Annotated in this window: 21 protein-coding genes; 4 read left to right on the top strand and 17 right to left on the bottom strand. The window is 32.3% G+C overall.

Translation table 11 applies throughout. The annotated features are described in order from the left end of the window. Positions 1-63: 63 nt before the first annotated feature. From KO500_RS01355 to KO500_RS01310, 10 genes are all read right to left on the bottom strand, one after another. Positions 64-1,032, bottom strand: coding sequence for a YpdA family putative bacillithiol disulfide reductase (locus tag KO500_RS01355; RefSeq protein WP_215954696.1), 969 nt, complete (start codon positions 1,030-1,032; stop codon positions 64-66). Further along, positions 1,032-1,691, bottom strand: coding sequence for a ribulose-phosphate 3-epimerase (rpe, locus tag KO500_RS01350; RefSeq protein WP_215954695.1), 660 nt, complete (start codon positions 1,689-1,691; stop codon positions 1,032-1,034). The genes KO500_RS01355 and rpe overlap by 1 nt, the downstream gene beginning before the upstream one ends. A gap of 97 nt (positions 1,692-1,788) precedes the next feature. After that, positions 1,789-2,241 carry a tRNA (cytidine(34)-2'-O)-methyltransferase gene (locus KO500_RS01345; protein WP_215954694.1) on the bottom strand — a complete coding sequence of 151 codons (453 nt, stop codon included), beginning with the start codon at positions 2,239-2,241 and terminating at the stop codon, positions 1,789-1,791. Then, positions 2,241-2,474, bottom strand: coding sequence for a VF530 family DNA-binding protein (locus KO500_RS01340; RefSeq protein WP_215954693.1), 234 nt, complete (start codon positions 2,472-2,474; stop codon positions 2,241-2,243). The genes KO500_RS01345 and KO500_RS01340 overlap by 1 nt, the downstream gene beginning before the upstream one ends. Positions 2,475-2,659: 185 nt before the next feature. Further along, positions 2,660-3,523, bottom strand: coding sequence for a sigma-70 family RNA polymerase sigma factor (locus tag KO500_RS01335; protein ID WP_215954692.1), 864 nt, complete (start codon positions 3,521-3,523; stop codon positions 2,660-2,662). Between the two features lie 174 nt (positions 3,524-3,697). After that, positions 3,698-5,944: a polyribonucleotide nucleotidyltransferase gene (locus KO500_RS01330; protein ID WP_215954691.1), complete on the bottom strand. Its 2,247-nt coding sequence runs from the start codon at positions 5,942-5,944 to the stop codon at positions 3,698-3,700. Between the two features lie 229 nt (positions 5,945-6,173). After that, positions 6,174-6,446 carry a 30S ribosomal protein S15 gene (gene rpsO, locus KO500_RS01325; protein ID WP_215954690.1) on the bottom strand — a complete coding sequence of 91 codons (273 nt, stop codon included), beginning with the start codon at positions 6,444-6,446 and terminating at the stop codon, positions 6,174-6,176. A 162-nt stretch (positions 6,447-6,608) separates the two neighbouring features. Beyond that, the gene (accD, locus tag KO500_RS01320; protein ID WP_215954689.1) at positions 6,609-7,472 is read right to left on the bottom strand and encodes an acetyl-CoA carboxylase, carboxyltransferase subunit beta; all 864 of its coding nucleotides are present in this window, start codon (positions 7,470-7,472) and stop codon (positions 6,609-6,611) included. Between the two features lie 30 nt (positions 7,473-7,502). Continuing rightward, complete coding sequence (fbaA, locus tag KO500_RS01315; protein ID WP_215954688.1) at positions 7,503-8,570, bottom strand: class II fructose-bisphosphate aldolase; 1,068 nt, start codon at positions 8,568-8,570, stop codon at positions 7,503-7,505. A gap of 156 nt (positions 8,571-8,726) precedes the next feature. After that, positions 8,727-11,294, bottom strand: coding sequence for a BamA/TamA family outer membrane protein (locus KO500_RS01310; protein WP_215954687.1), 2,568 nt, complete (start codon positions 11,292-11,294; stop codon positions 8,727-8,729). Positions 11,295-11,337: 43 nt separating this feature from the next. Between KO500_RS01310 and KO500_RS01305 the strand changes: the two genes are divergently transcribed. Further along, positions 11,338-12,060: a TrmH family RNA methyltransferase gene (locus tag KO500_RS01305; protein ID WP_215954686.1), complete on the top strand. Its 723-nt coding sequence runs from the start codon at positions 11,338-11,340 to the stop codon at positions 12,058-12,060. Positions 12,061-12,063: 3 nt separating this feature from the next. Here KO500_RS01305 and KO500_RS01300 read toward each other — a convergent pair whose 3' ends face one another. Continuing rightward, entirely contained in the window at positions 12,064-12,762 is a 699-nt protein-coding gene (locus KO500_RS01300; protein WP_215954685.1) for a porin family protein, read from the bottom strand. Between the two features lie 3 nt (positions 12,763-12,765). Further along, positions 12,766-13,494 carry a bifunctional demethylmenaquinone methyltransferase/2-methoxy-6-polyprenyl-1,4-benzoquinol methylase UbiE gene (gene ubiE / locus KO500_RS01295; protein WP_215954684.1) on the bottom strand — a complete coding sequence of 243 codons (729 nt, stop codon included), beginning with the start codon at positions 13,492-13,494 and terminating at the stop codon, positions 12,766-12,768. A gap of 241 nt (positions 13,495-13,735) precedes the next feature. Between ubiE and trkA the strand changes: the two genes are divergently transcribed. Continuing rightward, entirely contained in the window at positions 13,736-15,085 is a 1,350-nt protein-coding gene (gene trkA / locus KO500_RS01290) for a Trk system potassium transporter TrkA (protein WP_215954683.1), read from the top strand. Beyond that, positions 15,085-16,575 carry a TrkH family potassium uptake protein gene (locus tag KO500_RS01285; RefSeq protein WP_215954682.1) on the top strand — a complete coding sequence of 497 codons (1,491 nt, stop codon included), beginning with the start codon at positions 15,085-15,087 and terminating at the stop codon, positions 16,573-16,575. Before trkA ends, KO500_RS01285 begins: the two co-directional genes overlap by 1 nt. 84 nt (positions 16,576-16,659) lie before the next feature. Here KO500_RS01285 and KO500_RS01280 read toward each other — a convergent pair whose 3' ends face one another. Both KO500_RS01280 and KO500_RS01275 read right to left on the bottom strand, forming a co-directional pair. Beyond that, positions 16,660-17,850 (bottom strand): pyridoxal phosphate-dependent aminotransferase, encoded by a 1,191-nt coding sequence (locus tag KO500_RS01280; RefSeq protein WP_215954681.1) that lies wholly within the window; start codon positions 17,848-17,850, stop codon positions 16,660-16,662. A gap of 14 nt (positions 17,851-17,864) precedes the next feature. After that, positions 17,865-18,965 (bottom strand): fatty acid desaturase family protein, encoded by a 1,101-nt coding sequence (locus KO500_RS01275; RefSeq protein WP_215954680.1) that lies wholly within the window; start codon positions 18,963-18,965, stop codon positions 17,865-17,867. A 117-nt stretch (positions 18,966-19,082) separates the two neighbouring features. On the opposite strand from KO500_RS01275, the gene rsmG reads away from it, so the two are divergent. Beyond that, the gene (rsmG, locus tag KO500_RS01270; RefSeq protein ID WP_215954679.1) at positions 19,083-19,718 is read left to right on the top strand and encodes a 16S rRNA (guanine(527)-N(7))-methyltransferase RsmG; all 636 of its coding nucleotides are present in this window, start codon (positions 19,083-19,085) and stop codon (positions 19,716-19,718) included. A gap of 59 nt (positions 19,719-19,777) precedes the next feature. Here the strand turns inward: rsmG and KO500_RS01265 are convergent, their stop codons facing one another. The 3 genes from KO500_RS01265 to apaG all read right to left on the bottom strand — a co-directional run bounded on the left by KO500_RS01265 (position 19,778) and on the right by apaG (position 22,536). Beyond that, positions 19,778-20,311 (bottom strand): DinB family protein, encoded by a 534-nt coding sequence (locus tag KO500_RS01265; protein ID WP_215954678.1) that lies wholly within the window; start codon positions 20,309-20,311, stop codon positions 19,778-19,780. Between the two features lie 126 nt (positions 20,312-20,437). Next, a complete protein-coding gene (pruA, locus tag KO500_RS01260; protein ID WP_215954677.1) occupies positions 20,438-22,066 on the bottom strand; it encodes an L-glutamate gamma-semialdehyde dehydrogenase in 1,629 nt (542 codons plus the stop codon). An 83-nt stretch (positions 22,067-22,149) separates the two neighbouring features. Then, complete coding sequence (gene apaG, locus KO500_RS01255) at positions 22,150-22,536, bottom strand: Co2+/Mg2+ efflux protein ApaG (protein WP_215954676.1); 387 nt, start codon at positions 22,534-22,536, stop codon at positions 22,150-22,152. Positions 22,537-22,674: the final 138 nt, after the last annotated feature.

The following is a 22,674-nucleotide window of genomic DNA, read 5'->3' as shown; positions in this document are numbered from 1 at the left end:
ATATAATGTAAAGTTATGCCTTAATTAACCAAAAAAAGCCCCTGAATTCAGGGGTTTGTAATTTTATTGCTTTTTGCTAAGAATAGATTTTACAATCATTTTAGCATGTATTCTAGAGTTTTCTATAAACCATTTATGGGTTTCCATACCACCGCAAATTACACCAGCCAGGTATAAGTTGTTTATGTTGGTTTCCATAGTTTTCTCGTCGTAGCTGGGTAGTCTTTTTTCATCATCAGAAAGGGTAACACCAATTTTTTCTAAAAAGTTGAAATTAGGAGTGTAGCCTGTTAATGCTAATACGTAATCATTTTCTAGTGTTACTTCCCCTTCAGGAGTATTAATAACAAGTTCATTTTCTGTAATCTCTTTTACAGTAGAATTATAATGAGCTATAATGGAGCCTTCTTTAATTCTATTAACAATATCTGGTCTAACCCAATATTTAACACGTTGACCAACTTCGTCACCACGTATAACTAAATGTACTTCAGCTCCTTTTCTATAACATTCAAGGGCTGCATCAATAGCAGAATTACTAGCGCCAATAACGGCTACTTTTTGCTGAGCATAATAATGGGGGTCATTGTAATAGTGACTTACTTTATTTAAATCTTCACCTGGTACATTCATTTTATTTGGGATGTCATAAAAACCAGTAGCTAATATAACATTAGTTGCAGTGTATGCGTCTTTGCTAGAAGTTACAGTAAATGTATCAGCTGTTTTTCTTATATTTTCAACCTTCTCAAATAAGTTAATATTTATTTTATTACTTGTAACAATTCTTCGGTAATATTCTAAAGCATCACTTCTTCTTGGTTTGGCTTCTTTACTTATAAACGGAATTTCATCTATTTCTAGTTTTTCAGAAGAAGAGAAAAATTGCATGTTTACTGGGTAATTAAAAAGTGAGTTTACAATTGGTCCTTTTTCTAAAATAACATAATTTAATCCTTTCTTTTTTGCTTCTAATCCGCATGCAATTCCTATTGGTCCACCGCCAATAATAACAATATCAAAATCCTTCATTATCCTGCTATTTCTTTTAATTCTTTAATAGTTGCAGTTGGGTTATCACTTTTAAAAACAAAACTACCTGCAACCAAAACATCTGCACCAGCATCTTTCAATGCTTTTGCATTTTTGCTGGTAACACCGCCATCAATTTCAATTAAAGTGCTAGCCTTTTTTTTTGTAATTAATGCTTTAAGTGCTTTTATTTTATCATAGGTATTAGCTATAAATGATTGCCCCCCAAAACCTGGGTTTACACTCATAATACACACCAAGTCAATGTCAGTGATTATATCTTCTAATAGATTAATATTTGTATGTGGGTTCAGGGCAACACCAGCTTTCATACCTGCAACTTTAATAGCTTGTAAGGTTCTGTGCAAATGTGTGCAAGCTTCGTAATGAACCGTTAGGTTTGTGGCACCTAAATCAGCAAATGTTTGAATGTATTGATCAGGGTTCACAATCATTAAATGTATATCTAATGGTTTAGTCGCATGTTTGGCAATAGCTTTCACAACTGGCATACCAAATGAAATGTTGGGTACAAAAACACCATCCATAACATCAACATGATGCCAAGTAGCATCACTTTTATTTACCATTTCTACATCACGTTGTAAATTCCCGAAATCTGCAGCTAAAAGAGAAGGAGCAATTTTTATATTTCCCATGTAAAGTACACTTAATTGTTTACACAAAAATAGTGATTTTGTAGGGGTAATTGTAGCTCAGATACGTTAATGATGATGCAATAAAATAACGCGTTTGTTATTTTAAATGTTTCAAACCTTCATACACAGCAATACTAACTGCGTTTGCTAAGTTTAAACTTCTAATATGCTCGCTATATAATGGTATTTTGTAAAGATGTTCTTTGTTTGCATCAGTAACCTCTTTAGATAACCCTTTTGATTCTTTACCAAAAATCAAAAACAAGTCATCTTTATATTCAATCTCATAGTGAGTTTTTTCTCCGTGACTTGAAAAATATACCATATCTTTTCCTTTGTTTTTGTTGTAAAACTCATCAATATTTTCGTAAATAGTTAATGTGATATGTTGCCAATAATCAAGTCCGGCTCGTTTAACACGTTTGTCACTTAATTCAAAGCCAAAGGGTTTTACTAAGTGTAGGTGACTGCCAGAGGCTAAGCTTAAACGGCCAATATTTCCTGTGTTATTAGGAATTTCAGGTTCAAATAAAACAATATGTAATGGCATTATTTTTTTATTGAATTTAAATAAAGGTGTTCCACTTTTTCTCTCGCCCAAGGAGTTTTTCGTAAAAAATTCAAGCTTGATTTTATAGTAGGGTTGCTTTTAAAACAATTGATATTTACTTGTAAAGACATTTCTTTCCAACCGTATTCAGCTACTAAAAATTCTAGTATATCCGCTAATTTAACACCGTGAAGTGGGTTGTTGGGTTGCTCTTGTTTTTTGTTTTCTTGCATTTGAGATTTAAATATCAATTAACTGAAGATCTTAAAATTAAAAACTCCGGTAATCAGCCGGAGTTTATTCATCAATCAAAAAACGAACAGTCATGATAACTGTTGTTACGGATCACAAATTACAATTTTCAAAACACTTCTACAATACAGAAAAGTATTACAGGGGTAATTTGTGCTTGGAAATATTATCCAAGATATGTTTTTAATATTTTACTTCTAGAAGTATGTTTAAGTCTACGAATAGCTTTTTCTTTAATTTGTCGAACACGTTCTCTAGTAAGATCAAATGTTTCGCCAATTTCTTCTAAAGTCATAGAGTGTTGACCAGCTAGACCAAAGTATAAACGAATAACGTCAGCTTCTCTTGGTGTTAATGTTTCTAAAGCTCTTTCTATTTCTGTTCTTAATGAATCATGTAATAAATCTCTATCAGGATTTGGAGATTCACCACTACGTAAAACATCGTAAAGGTTAGAATCTTCACCATCAATTAATGGAGCATCCATTGACACGTGACGGCCTGAATTTTTTAATGATTGTTTTACATCATCAACAGTCATATCTAACTCTTTTGCAATTTCTTCTGGTGAAGGCTGACGCTCATGCGCTTGCTCCAAGAAAGCAAAAGTTTTATTAATCTTGTTAATAGATCCAATTTTGTTTAATGGTAAACGTACAATACGAGATTGTTCTGCCAATGCTTGTAATATAGATTGACGAATCCACCATACAGCATAAGATATAAATTTAAATCCACGAGTTTCATCAAAACGTTGTGCAGCTTTTATTAAACCAAGGTTACCTTCATTAATTAAATCTGGTAATGTTAATCCTTGATTTTGATATTGCTTTGCAACAGAAACTACGAATCTTAAGTTAGCTTTGGTAAGTTTTTCCAAAGCTACTTGATCACCTTTCTTTATTCGTTGAGCCAATTCTACTTCTTCATCGGCAGTAATTAAATCTACTTTACCAATTTCTTGTAAATATTTGTCTAACGAAGCGGTCTCTCTATTAGTTACCTGTTTTGTAATCTTTAGCTGTCTCATCTAAATATCCTTTCTAAATTATCATGTTGTGCATTGCTGCATTAGATTATACGTTCAAAAAGATAAAATGTTACAATTGCTAGTATTTATTTTAATTTTTTTAGATAAAAGTGTAAAAAAACCCGTTAGTAGTATAACTAACGGGTTTTTAGTATGATTAAAAGAAATTAAAAATTAATCTTCTTTCTTATCTTCTCTTGGTTTGCGATCATCACGTCTGTTATCACGACCACGATTATCTCTACCTCTGTTATCACGACCTCTATTGTTATCTCTAGGTGGTCTTGCTACATAACCTTCAGGTTTTGGTAATAATGCTTTGCGTGAAACTTTCTCTTTACGAGTTTTAGGATCTACACCAAAGTATTTTACATCAAAAACATCTCCCATGTTTACAACATCAGAAACATTTTCAGTACGTTCCCAAGCTAATTCAGATACGTGCAATAAAACTTCATTTCCAGGAGCTTCAACATACTCAACTACTGCACCAAAATCTAACATTTTGATTACTTTAACTTCGTAAGCGCTACCAACTTCTGGCTTAAATAATAAAGAATCTATTTTTGCTGTTACAGCATCAATACCTTCAGAACCTACACCTAAAATTTCAACAACACCTTCTTCAGTTACAGGATCTTCGTTAATAACGATAGTTGTTCCTGTTTCTTTTTGAAGTTCTTGAATTACTTTACCACCTGGACCAATTAATGCACCGATAAATTCATTAGGAATTCTTCTAGTAATCATTTTTGGAGAGTGAGACTTCACATCTTCAGCTGGAGCTTCAATCGTATCAGTTAATTTACCTAAAATATGTAAACGACCTTCACGAGCTTGTTTTAAAGCATTTACAAGAATTTCATAAGAAAGTCCTTTTACTTTAATATCCATTTGACATGCAGTAATACCATCAGCAGTACCAGTAACTTTAAAATCCATATCTCCTAAGTGATCTTCATCACCTAAAATATCAGATAATACAGCATATTTACCAGAATCAGTATCTGTAATTAAACCCATTGCAATACCAGAAACTGGTTTTTTAAGTTTAACACCAGCATCCATTAATGCCATTGTACCAGCACAAACTGTAGCCATTGAAGAAGAACCGTTAGATTCTAATACTTCTGATACTACACGAACTGTATAAGGACAATCAGCAGGAACCATATTTTTTAAAGCACGTTGTGCTAAATTTCCGTGACCAACTTCACGGCGAGAAGTACCTCTTAAAGGTCTTGCTTCACCAGTTGAAAAAGGAGGGAAGTTGTAGTGTAAATAGAAACGCTCTTCACCTTCGTAAGAAGCCATGTCTATTTGGTTAGCTTCTCTAGATGTACCTAAAGTAACTGTAGCCAACGCTTGAGTTTCTCCACGAGTAAATATAGAAGAACCATGTGTTGATGGTAAGTAATCTACCTCACACCAAATTGGTCTAATTTCATCAGTCTTACGACCATCTAAACGTAAGCCTTCATCTAAAGTTAAATTACGAATAGCTGCTTTTTCAGCTTTTGCATAATATTTAGAAACTAATCCACCGTAATCAGCTAATTCTTCTTCAGAAAATGTAGCTTTTATTTCTTCTTTAATTTCACCAAAAGAAGCGCTTCTTTCATGTTTAGCAGAACCTGCTTTTGCTACAGCATATACTTTATCGTATGCCATATCATAAACTTTCTTAGCTAAATCTTCGTCTTCTCTTTCTGGTTCGTACTCACGTGTTTCTTTTTTACCAAAAGCTTCTGCTAATTTTACTTGAGCAGCACATTGTACTTTGATAGCCTCATGAGCAAACTTAATAGCTTCAGCCATTTCTTCTTCAGAAATTTCTAACATTTCACCTTCAACCATCATTACAGAATCAGCAGAAGCACCAATCATCATATCGATATCAGATTCTTCTAATTGTGCACGTGTTGGGTTGATGATGAATTCACCGTTAATACGACCAACTCTAGCTTCAGAGATAGGAGTTTCAAACGGTACATCAGATAATTGAATTGCAGCAGATGCAGCTAAACCAGCCATAGCATCAGGCATTACATTTTCATCATGAGACATCAACTGAATCATAACTTGTGTTTCTGCATGATAATCTTTTGGAAATAATGGACGTAAAACTCGGTCTACTAAACGCATTGTTAGTACTTCACCATCACTTGGTCTTGCTTCTCTTTTGAAGAAACCTCCAGGGTAACGCCCTGCAGCGGCAAATTTTTCACGGTAGTCTACCGTTAAGGGTAAAAAGTCTACATCGCTTTGTTTGTAATTAGAAACTAATGTACATAATAACATACAGTTTCCTGATTGAACAACAACAGAACCGTGTGCCTGTTTTGCTAGTTTTCCAGTTTCAATAGAAATTTCTCTACCGTCACCAAGGTCAATGACCTCTTTAAATACTTTAGGAATCATAAATTTGATTTACAACTTGCGTACTAAACAACAAGTTAGTTGAACTTTGATCTTTTTTTGTCTTTATGCAAGACGGACAGTTGTTGTGCTGTTGTAGTTAAATAGGACCAATGAAAAACTAAATGCTAGCTTTTTTACGCTAAACCTATTGCTAGGTTATTTGTCAAAAGTACTGAAATTTTCAGTACTTAAATAAAAAAAGGGAAGCTTAAGCTTCCCTTTGTAAATATTACTTTCTAATATTTAATTCTTTAATTATAGCACGATATCTTGTAATATCTTTCTTAATTAAATAATCTAATAAGCTTCTTCTTTTACCTACCAGCTTTACTAATGAACGTTCCGTATTAAAATCTTTACGGTTGTTTTTTAAGTGACCAGTTAAGTGGTTGATACGGTGTGTAAATAAAGCGATTTGTCCTTCTGCAGAACCAGTATTTTTTGCATTACCATCAGCATGCTTTGCAAAAATTTCAGCTTTAACTTCTTTTGTTAAATACATTCCAATATTGTTTTTAATGATTTTTATGTATATGATTGATTTTCAATCAGCGTGCAAATATATAACTTTTTTGTAAACCTGAGATGATTTTGAATTAAAAAAGGCTATTTATCACTGTTTGTAGTGAAATAGCCTTTTAAAATTTTAATCTCTAGTTATTGTTTATGCAACTCTAACTGGAGTATTCTGAATTAAATCTATGTAGAGATTAATTTTTTTCTTTAAATCTCTACGGTGAGAAATAAAGTCTAAAAATCCGTGCTCTAATAAAAATTCTGAAGTTTGAAAACCTTCAGGAAGATCTTTTCCTGTAAAATCTTTTACGATTCTTGGTCCTGCAAAACCGATTAATGCTCCTGGTTCAGAAATGTTAATATCACCTAACATTGCGTATGATGCTGTTGTACCACCCGTTGTTGGGTCAGTACATAATGATATATAAGGTAAACCAGCATCTGCTAATTGTGCTAATTTTGCAGATGTTTTTGCTAATTGCATTAATGAAAGTGCTGCTTCCATCATACGAGCACCACCAGATTTAGAAATCATAATAAAAGGCAATTTCTTTTTGATTGCATAATCAATACCTCTTGCTATTTTTTCTCCAACAACGCTACCCATTGATCCGCCAATAAAAGCGAAATCCATACAGCAGACAACAACATTTTTTCCTAATGATTTGCCAATACCTGTTCTCACGGCATCTTTTAAACCAGTTTTAGCTTGTGCTGCTTTTAAACGATCGCTGTATTTTTTGGTATCTTCGAACTTTAAAGGATCTTTAGAAGTAAGGTTTTCATCAATCTCTTTGAATTTATTATCATCAAAAAGAATTTCAAAATATTCTTTACTTCCTATTCTTACGTGGTAATCATCTTCAGGACTTACGTAAAAGTTTTTTGCTAACTCGTCAGACTCAACAATTTTACCTGTAGGAGATTTGTACCATAAACCTTTCGGCGTGTCTTTTTTCTCTTCTGTTGCTGTTTGTATTCCTTTTTCTTTTCTCTTAAACCAAGATGACATACATTGAATATTTAGTTAAACAGAATTTTATTATAATGTATTGACATTGTTAAGGTCTTCAAACGCCTTTTTTAAACGCTCAACAAATGTTTTTTCACCTTCACGCAACCAAACTCTTGGATCATAAAATTTCTTGTTAGGCTCATCAGCACCATTTGGGTTGCCAATTTGAGCTTGTAAAAAATCTTTTTTATCTTGAACGTAATCACGAATACCTGTTAAGAATGCATACTGTAAATCAGTATCAATATTCATTTTAATTACACCATAGCTAATACCTTCTCTAATTTCTTCTACTGTAGAACCCGATCCACCGTGGAATACAAAATCGATATGGTTGTGCTCAACACCGTATTTTTCAGAGATGTACTCTTGAGAGTTCTTTAAAATTTTCGGAGTTAATTTAACGTTTCCTGGCTTGTAAACACCGTGTACGTTACCAAATGCAGCGGCAATTGTAAATCTAGGACTTACTTTTGATAATTCTTCGTATGCATAAGCAACTTCTTCTGGTTGTGTGTATAATTTAGAATCATCAACATCAGAGTTGTCAACACCATCTTCTTCACCACCAGTAATACCTAATTCAATCTCTAAAGTCATATCCATTTTTGCCATTCTAGCAAGATATTCTTTACAGATTGCAATATTTTCTTCAATTGGCTCTTCTGATAAATCTATCATATGAGAGCTAAATAAAGACTTACCTGTTTCTTTATAATGTTTTTCACTAGCATCTAAAAGACCATCAATCCAAGGTAAAAGTTTTTTAGCACAGTGGTCTGTATGTAAAATTACTGTTGCGCCATATGCTTCTGCTAATTCATGAATATGTTTTGCACCAGCAACTGCACCAGCGATTGCAGCTTTTTGACCGTCGTTTGATAAACCTTTACCAGCGTTAAACTGAGCTCCACCATTTGAGAATTGGATTATAACAGGAGCGTTTAAGCTTGCAGCTGTTTCAAGAACACCATTCATAGTATCTGACCCGATAACATTTACTGCAGGTAGGGCAAATCCTTTTTCTTTTGCGTAATTAAAAATCTCTTGTACTTGATCTCCAGTTGCAACTCCTGGTTTTATATTATGAGCCATAATAGTTTTCTTATTATTAATAATTTATAAATAGTATAAGAACAAAAGTAATAAAATTATTAAGAGCTAATCATCTTTTTTAATAGTAAATAGGCTTCTTTTACAGTTCTATATCTCTATAACGTTTTCGAATTACGATATTTTTTATAAATGAAATTAGAAAGGGTAATTAATCCCAACTTGTATTACAGAATCATTAAAATTAAAGTCTGTAAACCACCTGTCTGAAGTATTATTTGCAGGGTTATAGGTTTTAAACCCTAAATCAACTCTAAAGATAAAATATGTGAAATCATAACGGACCCCTACACCAGTACCTAAAGCAACATCTTTTAAAGAGCTAATACCATTAAAGGTAGCGTCTTCATCTGTTATATTATCAAATACATTCCAAATATTGCCTGCATCTGCAAAAAGTGCCCCCTTTACATTACCTGCAACAGGGAACCTATATTCTAAGTTAAAAGCGAGTTTAAAATTTGCTTCATTAAAGTCATTGACGTTGTCTGTTATTCCTGGTCCTAATGAATAAGAACTCCACGCTCTATTGTCGTAAGATCCGCCACCAAAGTAACTTTTTATAAAAGGGATGCTATTTGAGTTGCCATATGGAATAGCGATACCAGCAAAACCTCTAAATGCTAATACATTCGATCTTGATAAATCCCAATGTTTTATATAATCGACTTCCGTTTTAATATATTGAGAAAAAGGAACTCCGAAAATAAGTTTACTGTCATCTTCATCAGTATTAAAGTTAACAACATTTGATATTAATGAGAGAAAATTGCCAGCACTCTCTAGTTTAAATTTAAATTGATAAAAACTTTCATCGGTTAAACTTTCTTTATTACTCTTAGAAAAAGAATAGTTAGTGTTAAAGATAAGGTTGTTTTGTGTTAGCCTTATTCTTCGTTCTTCGATGCTACTAACATCATCGTAATCATCATCTGTTGTTGTTATAGTGCCATCTAATACATATTCTGTAAATAAAGAAGTGCCATCGGGTATTGATAGTTCTAGGTCGCCATCATCATCTGTGTAATAGGCATCAGCTAAAAGTTCTTCATCTTCATAATCGTCTGCAATTTCGTCTAAACTATCATAGGTGTTTGTGTAAACGTAATAAAACCTATCAGGGTTTAAATTACGAACATATTGAATGTTCAAAAGCTCAATTGCATGGCTAGTTTCAGATTTTGGTGTCCATGAATATCCTAAAACAGCATTAAGTGTTTGTTTGTCTAAACCAATATTAGTTTGAAAATTACTACCTAATGATATTCTTGTTTTTGGAAACATATAGTATGGTATAATTCTTTTCGTATTTACAAGAGGTGTCCATATTCTAGGAAAATCTAAAGTGATATCACCCCCAAATTCTAATAGATTGAAAAAACGATCGTCAGCGATACTAGCATCACTTGATGCGCCGATACTTGCTGTACCAGAAATACTTAAATTTTCAGCACCACCAAAAATATTTCTAGCGGTCAATGAAGGTGTTACTGATATACCACCGTATTGCAGTGTAGAATGAGTAATATCAGTCTCAATACCAAAAGAATATTTGTCTCTTGCGCTTAAGTAAATATTAGATTCTAGTGTGTTGTTAATCGTGTCAGGTGTAATTTCAATATTTGGATATTTAAAAACATTTAAATTGTTTATTTGGCTATATGTTCTTGTTCTGTCAATGTCTCTATAAATACTGTCTTTATCCATAAAGATAGCATCAATTAATGCTTTAGGTCTATACTTTAATTCATCTTTATAAAATATCGTATAACCTTTAAATTTTATAGAGTCTAATTCACTTTTTTTGTTTTCGAAAAGGTGATCGGCGTAAATGTTTATTTTACTAAACTTGTAAACTTGGTATGGTGTTTTAGTTGTGTCACCTCTAACTTTTAAGTTTTCGATATTTAATTCAACATCCATATCTTGATCATTAGATGCTGCTAAAGTATCGGAGATAAAATTGTAATAAATTGAACTTTCTTGAAAATTATAAATACCATTATTTTTAAATAAATCTGTTAATCTTGCTCTCTCATTATTAAAATTGGTGAGATCAAATTGAGTTTTATTTTTTACAAATGAATTTGACTTATGGGCTAAGTAAATAGAGTCTACCGCATTTGAAGTGATTTTACTGTAAGTAGTGTCAACCATAAATGGTTTGCCTAGTTTAATATTATAAGCAATAGTAGCTTTTTGTTTTCTCTTAGAACTGTCAATAGAAAAATCTCCTGTTGCGTTAAAATAGCCTCTGTTACCGTAGTAAGCTTTTATTCTGTTGGTAGATTTTATAGTTTTTGCAGTATCTATAATAACCGGTGGCTCTCCAATTTTTTTAAGCCATTTGCTATATCCTTTTACTAGAAATGATTCGCCAAGACTATCTAACTGTTTTTTCGAAATTAGTTTAGTTAACCTTTCAATTCGTTTGTCTTTTTTAAGAAGCCATGCTTGGTATGAAGAATCAGGGTTCACCTTGGCAAGGTTGTATAAGTTTAGTCTTAATGGGTAACCAAGTACAGCACTATTTGGCTTCTGATTAATTAAACTCTTAACATCATCATTTTTAACTTTTTCTCCGTCAGTAAAAACAGTGTTTTTGGTTAAAAAAAGTTCGTCATCTTCCACTCTTTTTAATGCGTTGCACGAGGTAATTAGGATACCTAAGAATAATAAGACTATTTTTACACTGTTTTTTTTCAAACTAAATCAAGATTCTCTTAAAAATCAAAAATACGTTATTTGTATGGTTGGTAAAAGCCAAATAAAACTTATAAAAAGTTTACAGCAGAAAAAAATTAGAACCCAACAACAGCTGTTTGTTGTTGAAGGTAAGAAAACAACTCAAGAACTTTTAAACTCGCATTTAGAAGTTTATGGTTTATATAGTACTGACCAAAATTTTGTAACAGAAAACAGTGCTAATTGTACTTTTGTTTCAAGTGCAGATTTGAAAAAAATGAGTTCGTTAGCTACGCCAAATGGTTATTTGGGTGTGTTTAAAATGCCTGAAGCAAAAGAGGCGGTTTTAGATGATTGGATTGTTGCTTTAGACTTTATTCAAGACCCTGGAAATTTAGGTACTATTATTCGTCTTTGCGATTGGTTCGGGATTAAGAATATTATTTGTACAAAAAACACAGTGGATTGTTACAATCCAAAAGTTTTGCAAGCAACTATGGGTTCTATTACAAGAGTTAATTTGGTTTATGCAGATTTAGTAGAATTTTTAACACATACAACTTTACCTATATATGGTGCTTTTATGGATGGAGCATCCGTTTATAAAAGTGAATTACCAAAAAAAGGAATTATAGTAATGGGTAATGAGGCTAATGGTGTGTCAAGTTTAGTACTCGATACTATCAATGAAAAAATTAGTATTCCGCAATACGGAGAAAAAACTACCGAAAGTTTAAATGTAGCAACTGCTACAGCAATATTACTTAATGAAATAAGGAGAGCTTAATTTTTACTCGAAAGTAAAGTTTACAAAAATACCTCTTGTACGAACAGCTTCGAGATTTCCTGTCCAAGGACTGTCTGGGTCAACATCGCTGACCAGTTCATTGTTAATAGCAAAAACACCTCTAATTGATGGAGCAAATTTAAAATACTCGGTGTAAAAATCAATTCCAAAGCCTATTTCCCAGTTGTAAACATTTTTTTTCATTCTAAAAGTACCACTGCTGTTGTCGTCAACAGAATCTTCATTACTACCTAAATTTAATGAATTTGATACACCACCAATTATAAATGGCTTCCAGTTGCCTAACCTTTCAGTACTGACTTTTAATAAAACAGGAAAATTTATATAAGTTGATTTCACTTCTCTTATAGCATCACTTTCATTGGTGAAACCTCTAAAGCCAACAGTTCTTTGAGTGTAATATAAACCAGGTTCAAAACGTAAATCTAAATACTTGTTAATTCTTAATTCACCGATAAGACCAACGTTAAAACCAGTAGAAGTAGAAACTAAAATATCACCATCTTCAGGTACTTCAATATAATTAAACTTAAAATCATAACTATTAAAACCTAAAAAATAACCCCAGTTTAATAGTCTTTGATCTTCATTTTCAATGTTTAGAATTGGGTTTTCATTGAACTGTGCATTTGCCGAAAGGCAAGCGATAAGGCTTATTAATATAAAAAAAGTATTCTTCATATCTTACTTTGTAGCTACATATATAGAAGCTACCCCAAGTGTTTGAGGTTTGTTCTCTATATCTATAAACCCAATTTTTTGTAAAATATTGTTGAAAGCTTCGCCATGTGGAAAAACTGCCGCAGATTCTGATAAATATTCGTAGGCATTATTGTCTTTTGAAAACATTTTTCCAACCTTAGGCATAATGCTTTTCGTATAAAAATTATAGCCTTGTTTAAATGGTGTTTTTGTTGGCACAGAAGTTTCTAAAACAACAAAAGTACCGCCTGGTTTCAATACTCGTAGTATTTCGGAAAGGCCAATTTCTAAATTTTCAAAATTACGAACGCCAAAAGCTACTGTAATAGCATCAAATGTATTCTCGTCAAAAGGGAGGTTTTCACTATCACCAACAATCATGTTAATAATGTTGTTGAGTTTTTTTTCTTCAATTTTTTTCTTTCCCACGGCAAGCATTCCAGGTGAAATATCTAACCCAGTAATTTTAGTTGCTCCAGTTTCTACTAAATTAATAGCCAAATCACCAGTTCCAGTAGCTATATCTAAAACGGTATCAGGTTTCTTGTTTTTAAGAATGGCAACAACTCTTTTTCTCCATTTTATATCTATGCCAAATGATATTACGCGGTTTAAACCATCGTAATTGTTAGATATATTGTCGAACATTTTAGTTACTTGCTCTTTTTTGCCTAATTCGGAGTCTTTATAAGGAGTAATTTTTTTACTCATGCTTGTAATTTTTCACAAATATACAATCGTAATTGCTTTGTTTTGCTATGTTTTATAATAAACAAGTAGTTTTTAAGTTTTTATATAATAAGAAAATAAATTGCGTAGTTTTGTCGCACAAAATATTGCCTGTATTTTCAATATAGGCTATTTAATTACTTTTGCCTTTCTAATTGATAATGACAGAGATGGAGTTTATTTTGGAGCACTGTAGTTAATTATAAATAACATTTTATAACGAATGAAAATTATTATTGCAGGTGCTGGTGAAGTGGGGTTCCATTTGGCTAAACTACTGTCTTACGAATCGCAAGATATTACCTTAATAGATAATGCTAAAGAGAGCTTGGAGTATGCAGATTCGCATTTAGATATTAGAGTTTTAAAAGGTGACGCAACTTCTATTTCTGTTTTACAAGATGCGCAGGTTGAGAAATCGGATTTAGTTATTGGTGTAACCTCTTCTGAAACTACTAATTTGACCCTTTGCTTAATGGCAAAACAGATGGGTTGTAAGCGAACTATTGCAAGAATTTCAAATACAGAGTTTAAGAAAAATACTGATATCGTTGATTTTAGAGATTTAGGAGTTGATGAATTAATTTCTCCTGAAGAACTAGCAGCTACTGAAATTCAGATGTTATTAAATAAGTCTGCTTTTAATGATACTTATGAATTTGAAAAAGGGGCTTTAGTAATGGTTGGGGTGTCTTTGCCAAAAAGTGCTCCTTTTGTGGGTAAAACGGTGAAAGAAGCGGCGAAAATTTATCCAGAGTTGAGGTTTATGCCTATTGCTTTGCAGCGTACGGGTACACAATATACGATTACACCAAGGGGTGATACTGTTTTTAAAGAGGGTGATCAAGTTTATTTTATAACAGCCAAAGGCGGTGTTGAAGAGCTTTATAACTTAACCGGAATGATTAAAAGAGATATTAAGAATGTAATGATTCTTGGTGGTAGTAAGGTTGGTTTTAAAACAGCACGCGATCTTTGTAATAAAAGATTTAATGTCAAGCTGATTGAAAGTAAAAAGGAAAAAGCTTTTGACTTAGCAGATGAATTACCAAACGCATTAATTATTAATGGTGATGGCAGAAATGTAGAGCTTTTAGAAGAAGAAAGCCTTGAAGCGATGGATGCATTTATTGCTGTAACTGGTAATTCAGAAACTAATATTATGTCTTGTTTGGTTGCGAAATCAAAAAATATAAAAAAGACAATCGCTTTAGTTGAGAATATGGATTATTTTCAACTATCACACTCTATAGGTATTGACACTTTAATTAATAAAAAGCTTTTAGCGGCTAACAATATTTTTAGACATATTCGCCGTGGTGAAGTCGTAGCTTTAACGCGTTTAAATAATTTAAATGCTGAGATTTTAGAGTTTATAGTGAAACCAGAATCTGCTGTAAACGGTAAAATTATTAAAAACTTAGATTTTCCAAGAGATGCTACTATTGGTGGTGTGATAAAAGATGGAGAAGGGATTATTGCGCTAGGTGATTTTAAAATTACGCAAGGTGATAGGGTAGTGGTTTGTTGTTTGCCAAGTGCGATTCCGAAAATTGAAAAAATGTTCTTTTAATGACATTAAATTACAAAATTATTTTTCATCTAATGGGACTTCTATTACTATGTAATGGTGGTTTTATGATCTTGGCCGCTATTTTCAGTGGTATTTACGATGATGGTGCTACATTAGAAATCACTTTGGCGGCAATTGTAACTATGATTGTTGGTACATTGTCAATGTTTTTAACACGTGATCATAAAAAAGAAGTAAAGAAAAAAGAAGGTTATATAATAGTAACTTTTGGCTGGCTGGTGATGTCACTATCAGGAGTTTTGCCTTATATGTTTTCAGGTGCTATACCAGATTTTACGAATGCTTTTTTTGAAACAATATCTGGTTATACAACCACAGGTGCATCTATACTAGATGATATTGAAGCGTTACCTGAAGGGGTTTTATTTTGGCGTAGTTTAACGCATTGGATTGGTGGTATGGGTATTATTGTTCTAGCAATAGCAATATTGCCATTGTTAGGTATTGGTGGTATGCAGCTTTTTGCGGCAGAAGCGCCCGGGCCAAGTGGAGATAAATTGCATCCTAGAATTACTGATACAGCAAAACGATTGTGGTTAATTTACTTTGGTTATACGATTGCTGAAACTATTTTATTAAAATTAGCAGGAATGTCTTTTTTTGATGCTATAAATCACTCTTTAGCAACATTATCTACAGGTGGCTTTTCAACTAAAAATTTAAGTACTGCGTATTGGAATGACAATCCGTTGATACAGTATATAATAATACTTTTTATGTTTTTGGCAGGTAGTAACTTTGTATTAAGTTATTATGCTTTTAAAGGAAAGGTTCAAAAAGTATTAATGGATGAAGAATTTAAGTTCTATACTATTTTTGTAGTTGGCTTTACAATCATTTCAGCATTGGTAGTATTTATAAAAGCAGATGTTGTGTCTTCGGAATATTACCCAATGGTTTTAGGGGAAGCTGAAAGTGCATTCAGGCATTCATTATTTCAAGTAATATCAGTAATTACGACTACTGGTTTTGTTACAGCAGATTTTACAAACTGGACACATTTTTTAACAATCTTTTATTTTGGATTGTTCTTTTTAGGAGGTTGTGCTGGTTCTACTTCTGGTGGAATTAAAGTAATGCGTCATTTGATAATTATTAAAAATGGGTTGTTAGAATTTAAAAGAACTTTGCATTCAAATGCAATTATACCTGTGCGACATAATAATAAAACCGTTAAACAGCAGATCGTTTATAATATAATTGCATTCTTTGTTTTGTACATGTTAACCTTTATTATTGGTTCTTTAGTTTTAGGTATGTTGGGTCTTGAGTTTGAATCTGCCGTTGGTGGTGCGGCTTCATCTTTAGGAAATGTTGGGCCGGGTCTAGGTAGTCTTAATCCTTTAAGTAATTTCAATGGATTGCCTAATGCGGGAAAATGGTGGTGTGGCTTCTTAATGCTTTTAGGTAGGTTAGAGCTTTTTACAGTTTTAATACTATTTACTCCTTATTTCTGGAAGAAAGTTTAATCAATTTATAATAAGGTTTAAATATAAAAAAAGCGCTTCAAAATATTTTCTGAAGCGCTTTTTTGCAATGAATAAAAGGTATTGTTAAGAAACAGCTTTCTTAATACGAGCTATTGCTTCTTTTATTTGATCTTCACTTGCAGCATAAGAAATACGAATGCAGTTTCCGTTACCAAAAGCATCACCAGTTACTGTAGCTACATTTGCATTTTCTAATAAATACATAGCAAAATCTGATGCGTTATTTATAGTAGTACCGTTAAACGTTTTTCCAAAATATGCAGTTACATCTGGGTAAACATAAAAAGCACCTTCGGGCTCATTACATTTAAAACCAGGAATATCGTTTAGTAATCCTAAAATTAAAGTTCTTCTTTCTTGAAACTTGTCCACCATATATTGAATACGACTTACAGGTTCAGTTAAAGCTGTAATTACAGCACGTTGTGCAATACAGTTTGATCCACTAGTTACTTGACCTTGTAATTTGTTACAAGCACGAGCAATATATGCAGGAGCTCCAATATAACCAATTCTCCAACCAGTCATAGCAAATGCTTTTGCAACACCGTTAACAGTAACTGTTCTATCATACATATCTTCAAACTCAGCCATTGAAGCATGAGCTGTAACGCCATAATTAATATGTTCGTAAATTTCATCACTCACAACAACTATTTGTGGGTGCTTTTTTAATACATCTGCTAAACCTCTTAATTCTTCTTTGCTGTAAATAGAACCAGAAGGGTTACAAGGTGAACTATACCATAACATTTTAGTTTTTGGTGTAATAGCAGCCTCAAGTTGTTCAGGTGTCATTTTAAAATCATTCTCTAATGATGTTTTTACTTCTACAGGAACGCCATCAGCTAATTTTACAATATCACTATAACTTACCCAGTAAGGACAAGGTAGTATAACTTCGTCACCTTTGTTAAGGCAAACTTGAGCTACATTATATAATGCTTGCTTAGCACCAGTTGAAACAACAATTTGAGGTAATGTGTAAGTTAAGTTATTATCTCTTTTGAATTTAGTGATAATAGCTTCTTTTAATTCAACATAACCATCTACCGGAGAGTAAGAGTTATAGTTGTCATTTACAGCCTGTATAGCTGCATCTTTAATATAATCAGGAGTATTAAAATCAGGCTCGCCTAAACTAAGTCCAATAATATCTTTTCCTTCTCCTCTTAATTCCCTTGCTTTTGCTGCCATTGCTAATGTAGCAGATGTAGCTAAATTGTTTATTCTATCAGATAATTGATTGCTCATTATTAAATAATTTTCTAGTACTGTAAAGTTGGTTTTTTACCTAACTCTTTTAAGTGATTAAAATGCGAAATTATAGCTTTTCTAGTAGTTTTGTATTCGTTGTAAGGCAAATTAAATTCATTTGCTGTCTCTTTAACAATTTTAGCAATTTTTGTGTAATGTACATGACTAATATTAGGGAAAATGTGGTGCTCTACTTGGTGGTTTAATCCGCCAGTAAACCAATTTACAATTTTGTTTTTTGTTCCAAAATTAACTGTGGTAAATAGTTGATGTATTGCCCAAGTATTTTTCATATTACCAGAATTATCAGGTAATGGAGTATCTGCTTGATCAACAACATGCGCTAATTGAAAAGTAACACTTAATATTACGCCAGCAACATAATGCATAATAAAAAAACCAATTAAAACTTGCCACCAAGCAATATCTAAAATAAGCATTGGTAAAACTATCCAAATAGTTAAGTAAATTAATTTTGTAATTACCAATTTACTCCAGTTTATAAAAGGTTTTGGTAATTTACCGTATGCTAATTTTCTTTTTGTATAACGATACATTTGTTGAAAATCTGTAGTCAAAGCCCAGTTAAAAGTTAATAAGCCATATAAGAAAACAGAGTAATAATGTTGAAACCTGTGATGTTTGTGCCATTCTGCATGTTCTGAGAAACGTAGAATACGACCAGCTTCTAAATCTTCATCGTGCTCGTGAATGTTTGTGTAGGTGTGGTGCAATACATTGTGTTGTACTTGCCAATTATATACATTACCAGCAAGTATGTAAATGCTACTTCCCATAATTTTATTAACCCACTTTTTGTTAGAATATGAGCCATGATTACCATCATGCATTACATTCATACCAACACCAGCCATACCAACACCAATAGTTATGGTAAGTAATAAGTTAGCCCAGATGGGTAATTGTAAAGTTAATATTAAAAAATATGGTGCTAAAAAAAGGGTGAACATCACAGCTGTTTTTAAGTGTAATCTCCAATCTCCTGTTTTCTTTATTTTATTCTCTTTAAAGTAATCGTTTACTCTTTTATTTAATGTTCTGAAAAATTGTGTAGAATCTTTTCTAGAAAAACGAACAGTTTCTTTACTCATGATTTAATTTTTGGTAAAGATAAGTCAAAACGTTAATTGAAAATCAAAACACCTTCTTAAAAAGTGAATATTTATGAGTTTTATTATGCTATTTTTGTCAAAAAAATAGAATGAAATATGGATGCTAGCATATTAAATAAACATTTTCCTGATTTAACTGAAGAACAAAAAAATCATTTTTCAAAATTAGCTTCACTTTATGAAGATTGGAATATGAAAATTAATGTAGTGTCAAGAAAAGATATTGATGAGTTGTATTTAAGGCATGTGCAGCATTCTTTAGGTATTGCAAAATTACATCAATTTTTGCCTGGCACTTCTGTTATGGATGTTGGTACGGGTGGTGGTTTTCCTGGTATTCCATTAGCTATCTTATTTCCTGAAACACATTTTACATTAGTAGATACTATTGGTAAAAAGATTAGAGTGGTTAATGAGGTCGTTGCTGGACTAGGGTTAGAGAATGTTATTACAATAAATGACCGTGTTGAGAATGTAGATAAAAAGTTTGATTTTATAGTGAGTAGAGCTGTAGCGGCAATGCCAACTTTTGTTCATTGGACTAAAGGTAAAATTAAAAAAGAATCATTGCATGAAAGAAAAAACGGTATTCTGTATTTAAAAGGTGGTGATTTAACTGAGGAGTTAAAAGATTATAAAACTGTAGAGTTGTACGACCTTTCAGAGTTTTTTGATGAAGAATTTTTTGAAACTAAAAAAGTGGTTTATTTACCTTTGAAATACAGGGGTTAGATTTAATTTTTATATTGACAAAGCAAAAGTCATCATGACTATGATAGCTTTTGCTTTTTTTATTTACTCCAAGGTGGTGTAATATTGTTTGATCTGGCATAGGCAATTAATTGTCCTTTATGTTCGCCATTATGTTCCATAATTATTAATAAGCCCGAAAGAGTGCTCATTTTTGCAAAACCTAAATCTATCTCATTATTCAGGTTTTTGCTTTCTACTTTCAATATTGTTTTTTTAATAAATTCATTCGATTTTTTTAAAGCGTTAATGATATTTTCTTTTCCTTTGATTTTAGAAATTTTCATTACTTTAACTTCTTCGGGTGGTGCGAAACCTAACCGTAATCCAATAGCATAATTTGTTGATGTTACATGTAGTATTGCTTCTCCAACAGAATCAACACCATCCATTGGTTTCCAGTCGTATTGATCTTCTGTAAAAGCTTCTGCTAATTGAACTATGTGGTTTTGATTTCCTTCTAAAATGTCGTGTATGGTTTTTTGAGTGATGTTTTCAGGAATACTAGTTTGTGCACTCAAAAAGTTTAAAGCGAATAGTGTAATGCTTGTAATTATTAAGTTTTTTATTTTCATGGTTAGATTGCTGTTGTTTAATATGGTTTTGAGTAGGTTATATTGCTTTATCCTTACAGTGTAATCAAAAAAAATCCCAGAATTATAATTTCTGGGATTTTTTAAATATTAATTAATGTTGAAGAATTATCCTAAAAATGGATATCTATAATCAACAGGAGTAACAAATGTTTCTTTTATTAATCTTGGAGAAACCCAACGTAATAAATTTTGAGCAGAACCTGCTTTGTCATTAGTACCTGATGCTCTTGCACCACCAAATGGTTGTTGGCCAACAACAGCACCAGTTGGTTTGTCATTAATATAGAAGTTGCCAGCACAGTTTTGTAGTGCTAATGTGGCTTCTTCAATCGCGTAACGGTCTTTCGAAATTACGGCACCTGTTAATGCATACTCTGATGTGCTGTCAACTAATTTTAATGTTTCTGCCCAATTAGCATCTTCGTAAACATAAATAGTAACTACAGGACCGAATAATTCTGTTTCCATAGTTGTGTATTTAGGGTCTGTAGTTAAAATCACTGTTGGTTCAATAAAGTATCCTTTAGATTTATCGTAATTTCCACCAGCTATAATTTCAGCATCTGAAGCTTCTTTTGCTTCGTCAATATATTTAGCTAATTTATCAAAAGAACCTTCGTGAATAACAGCAGTAACAAAATTACTCATGTCTTCAGGTGAACCAGGGGTGTTGATTGTTTTTAAATCAGCTTTTAATCGCTCTAAAACATCATCAGATATTGATTTTGGTAAGTAAACTCTTGAAGCGGCACTGCACTTTTGCCCTTGAAACTCAAAAGCACCACGTAAAATTGCTGTTGCAACTTGTTGTGGGTTTGCGGATTTGTGAGCAAGTATAAAATCTTTACCACCAGTTTCTCCCACTATTTTAGGATACGTTTTATAGGTGTGAATATTGTTTCCAATTTGTTTCCATAATTCTTTGAAAACAAAAGTAGAGCCTGTAAAGTGTAAACCTGCGAAATCAGGACTAGCTAAAACAGTTTCGGTAACCATTTGAGGGTCGCCGTATATTACATTAATTACACCATCAGGTAAACCAGCTTCTTTAAATATATCAACAATTATTTTTGCAGAAAATACTTGACTATCACTAGGTTTCCAAACAACAACATTACCCATCATTGCAGCACTTGCAGGTAAATTACCAGCAATAGCAGTAAAGTTAAAAGGGGTGATAGCGTAAATAAAACCTTCAAGTGGTCTGTATTCTACTCTGTTCCATATACCTTCAGCAGAATCAGGTTGTTCTTGGTAGATTTCAGACATGTATTCGACGTTAAAACGCAAAAAATCTATAAATTCACATGCAGCATCAATTTCTGCTTGGTGAATAGTTTTAGATTGCGCAATCATTGTTGCGGCATTTATTTTAGCTCTGTAAGGACCAGCAATTAATTCTGCAGCTTTTAAAAATATAGCAGCACGTTGTTCCCAAGCTAAATTTGCCCAAGCTTCTCTAGAGTCTAAAGCATTGTCAATAGCTTTAGTTACATGGCTTTTTTCTGCTAAATGATATTGACCAACAATTTGTTTGTGGTCGTGTGGTGGAGACATTGGTTTTGTGTTACCTGTCTTTATTTCTTCACTACCAATATACAAAGGTACATCAACAGAACCGTTATAATATTCTTTGTATTGTTTTAAAACTTCCTCTCGTTCAGGAGATCCTGGAGCATACCCTTTAATAGGCTCGTTTACAGCTACAGGAACTTGAAAAAATCCTTTTCCCATTATTTTATTTTTTATTAAATAGTCAGGTTAAAGGTACTAATATCTATTTGAAGAAAATAACTAATAGCATGTTATGTGTTACATTAATTTAATGTAAATGGAGTACTAAATTTAAAAGTAGGAATGTAAACCCTGAAATTGTCTCCAGTGTTTGTGTTTACCATATTATAGTGTCCTTTCATGGCGCCAATTGTTGAGGTTAATAAGCAACCTGAACTATAAGTGTGAGATTCACCAGGATTAATAATTGGTTTTTTCCCTATTACTCCTTCACCATCTAAAACTTCTAGTTCATTAAGTGAGTCGTAAATTTGCCAATGTCTTGAAGTTAATTGTACAGTGTCTTTGCTTTGGTTTTCAATAGTTATAGTGTAACCAAATGCATAATGTGTTTTATAATTTTTAAAAAAAGTACCTTCAAAGCTCGTGTTTACTGAAATTTTTATGCCTTTTGTAATCTGAGTAGTCATAAATAAAAACTTTTTTTAAAATAATAATGGCTAAAATAAGCTTGTTTTTATTGAAAACCTTTTGCGCTTATTCTCAGCAATATATTAAAGTTATAATTTTTTTTATAGTATTAGTCGCGATACTCGGTATAATTAACT

Source organism: Cellulophaga baltica (assembly GCF_018861125.1).
Classification (GTDB): domain Bacteria; phylum Bacteroidota; class Bacteroidia; order Flavobacteriales; family Flavobacteriaceae; genus Cellulophaga; species Cellulophaga baltica_A.
This window is presented reverse-complemented; position numbering and strand designations above follow the sequence as displayed.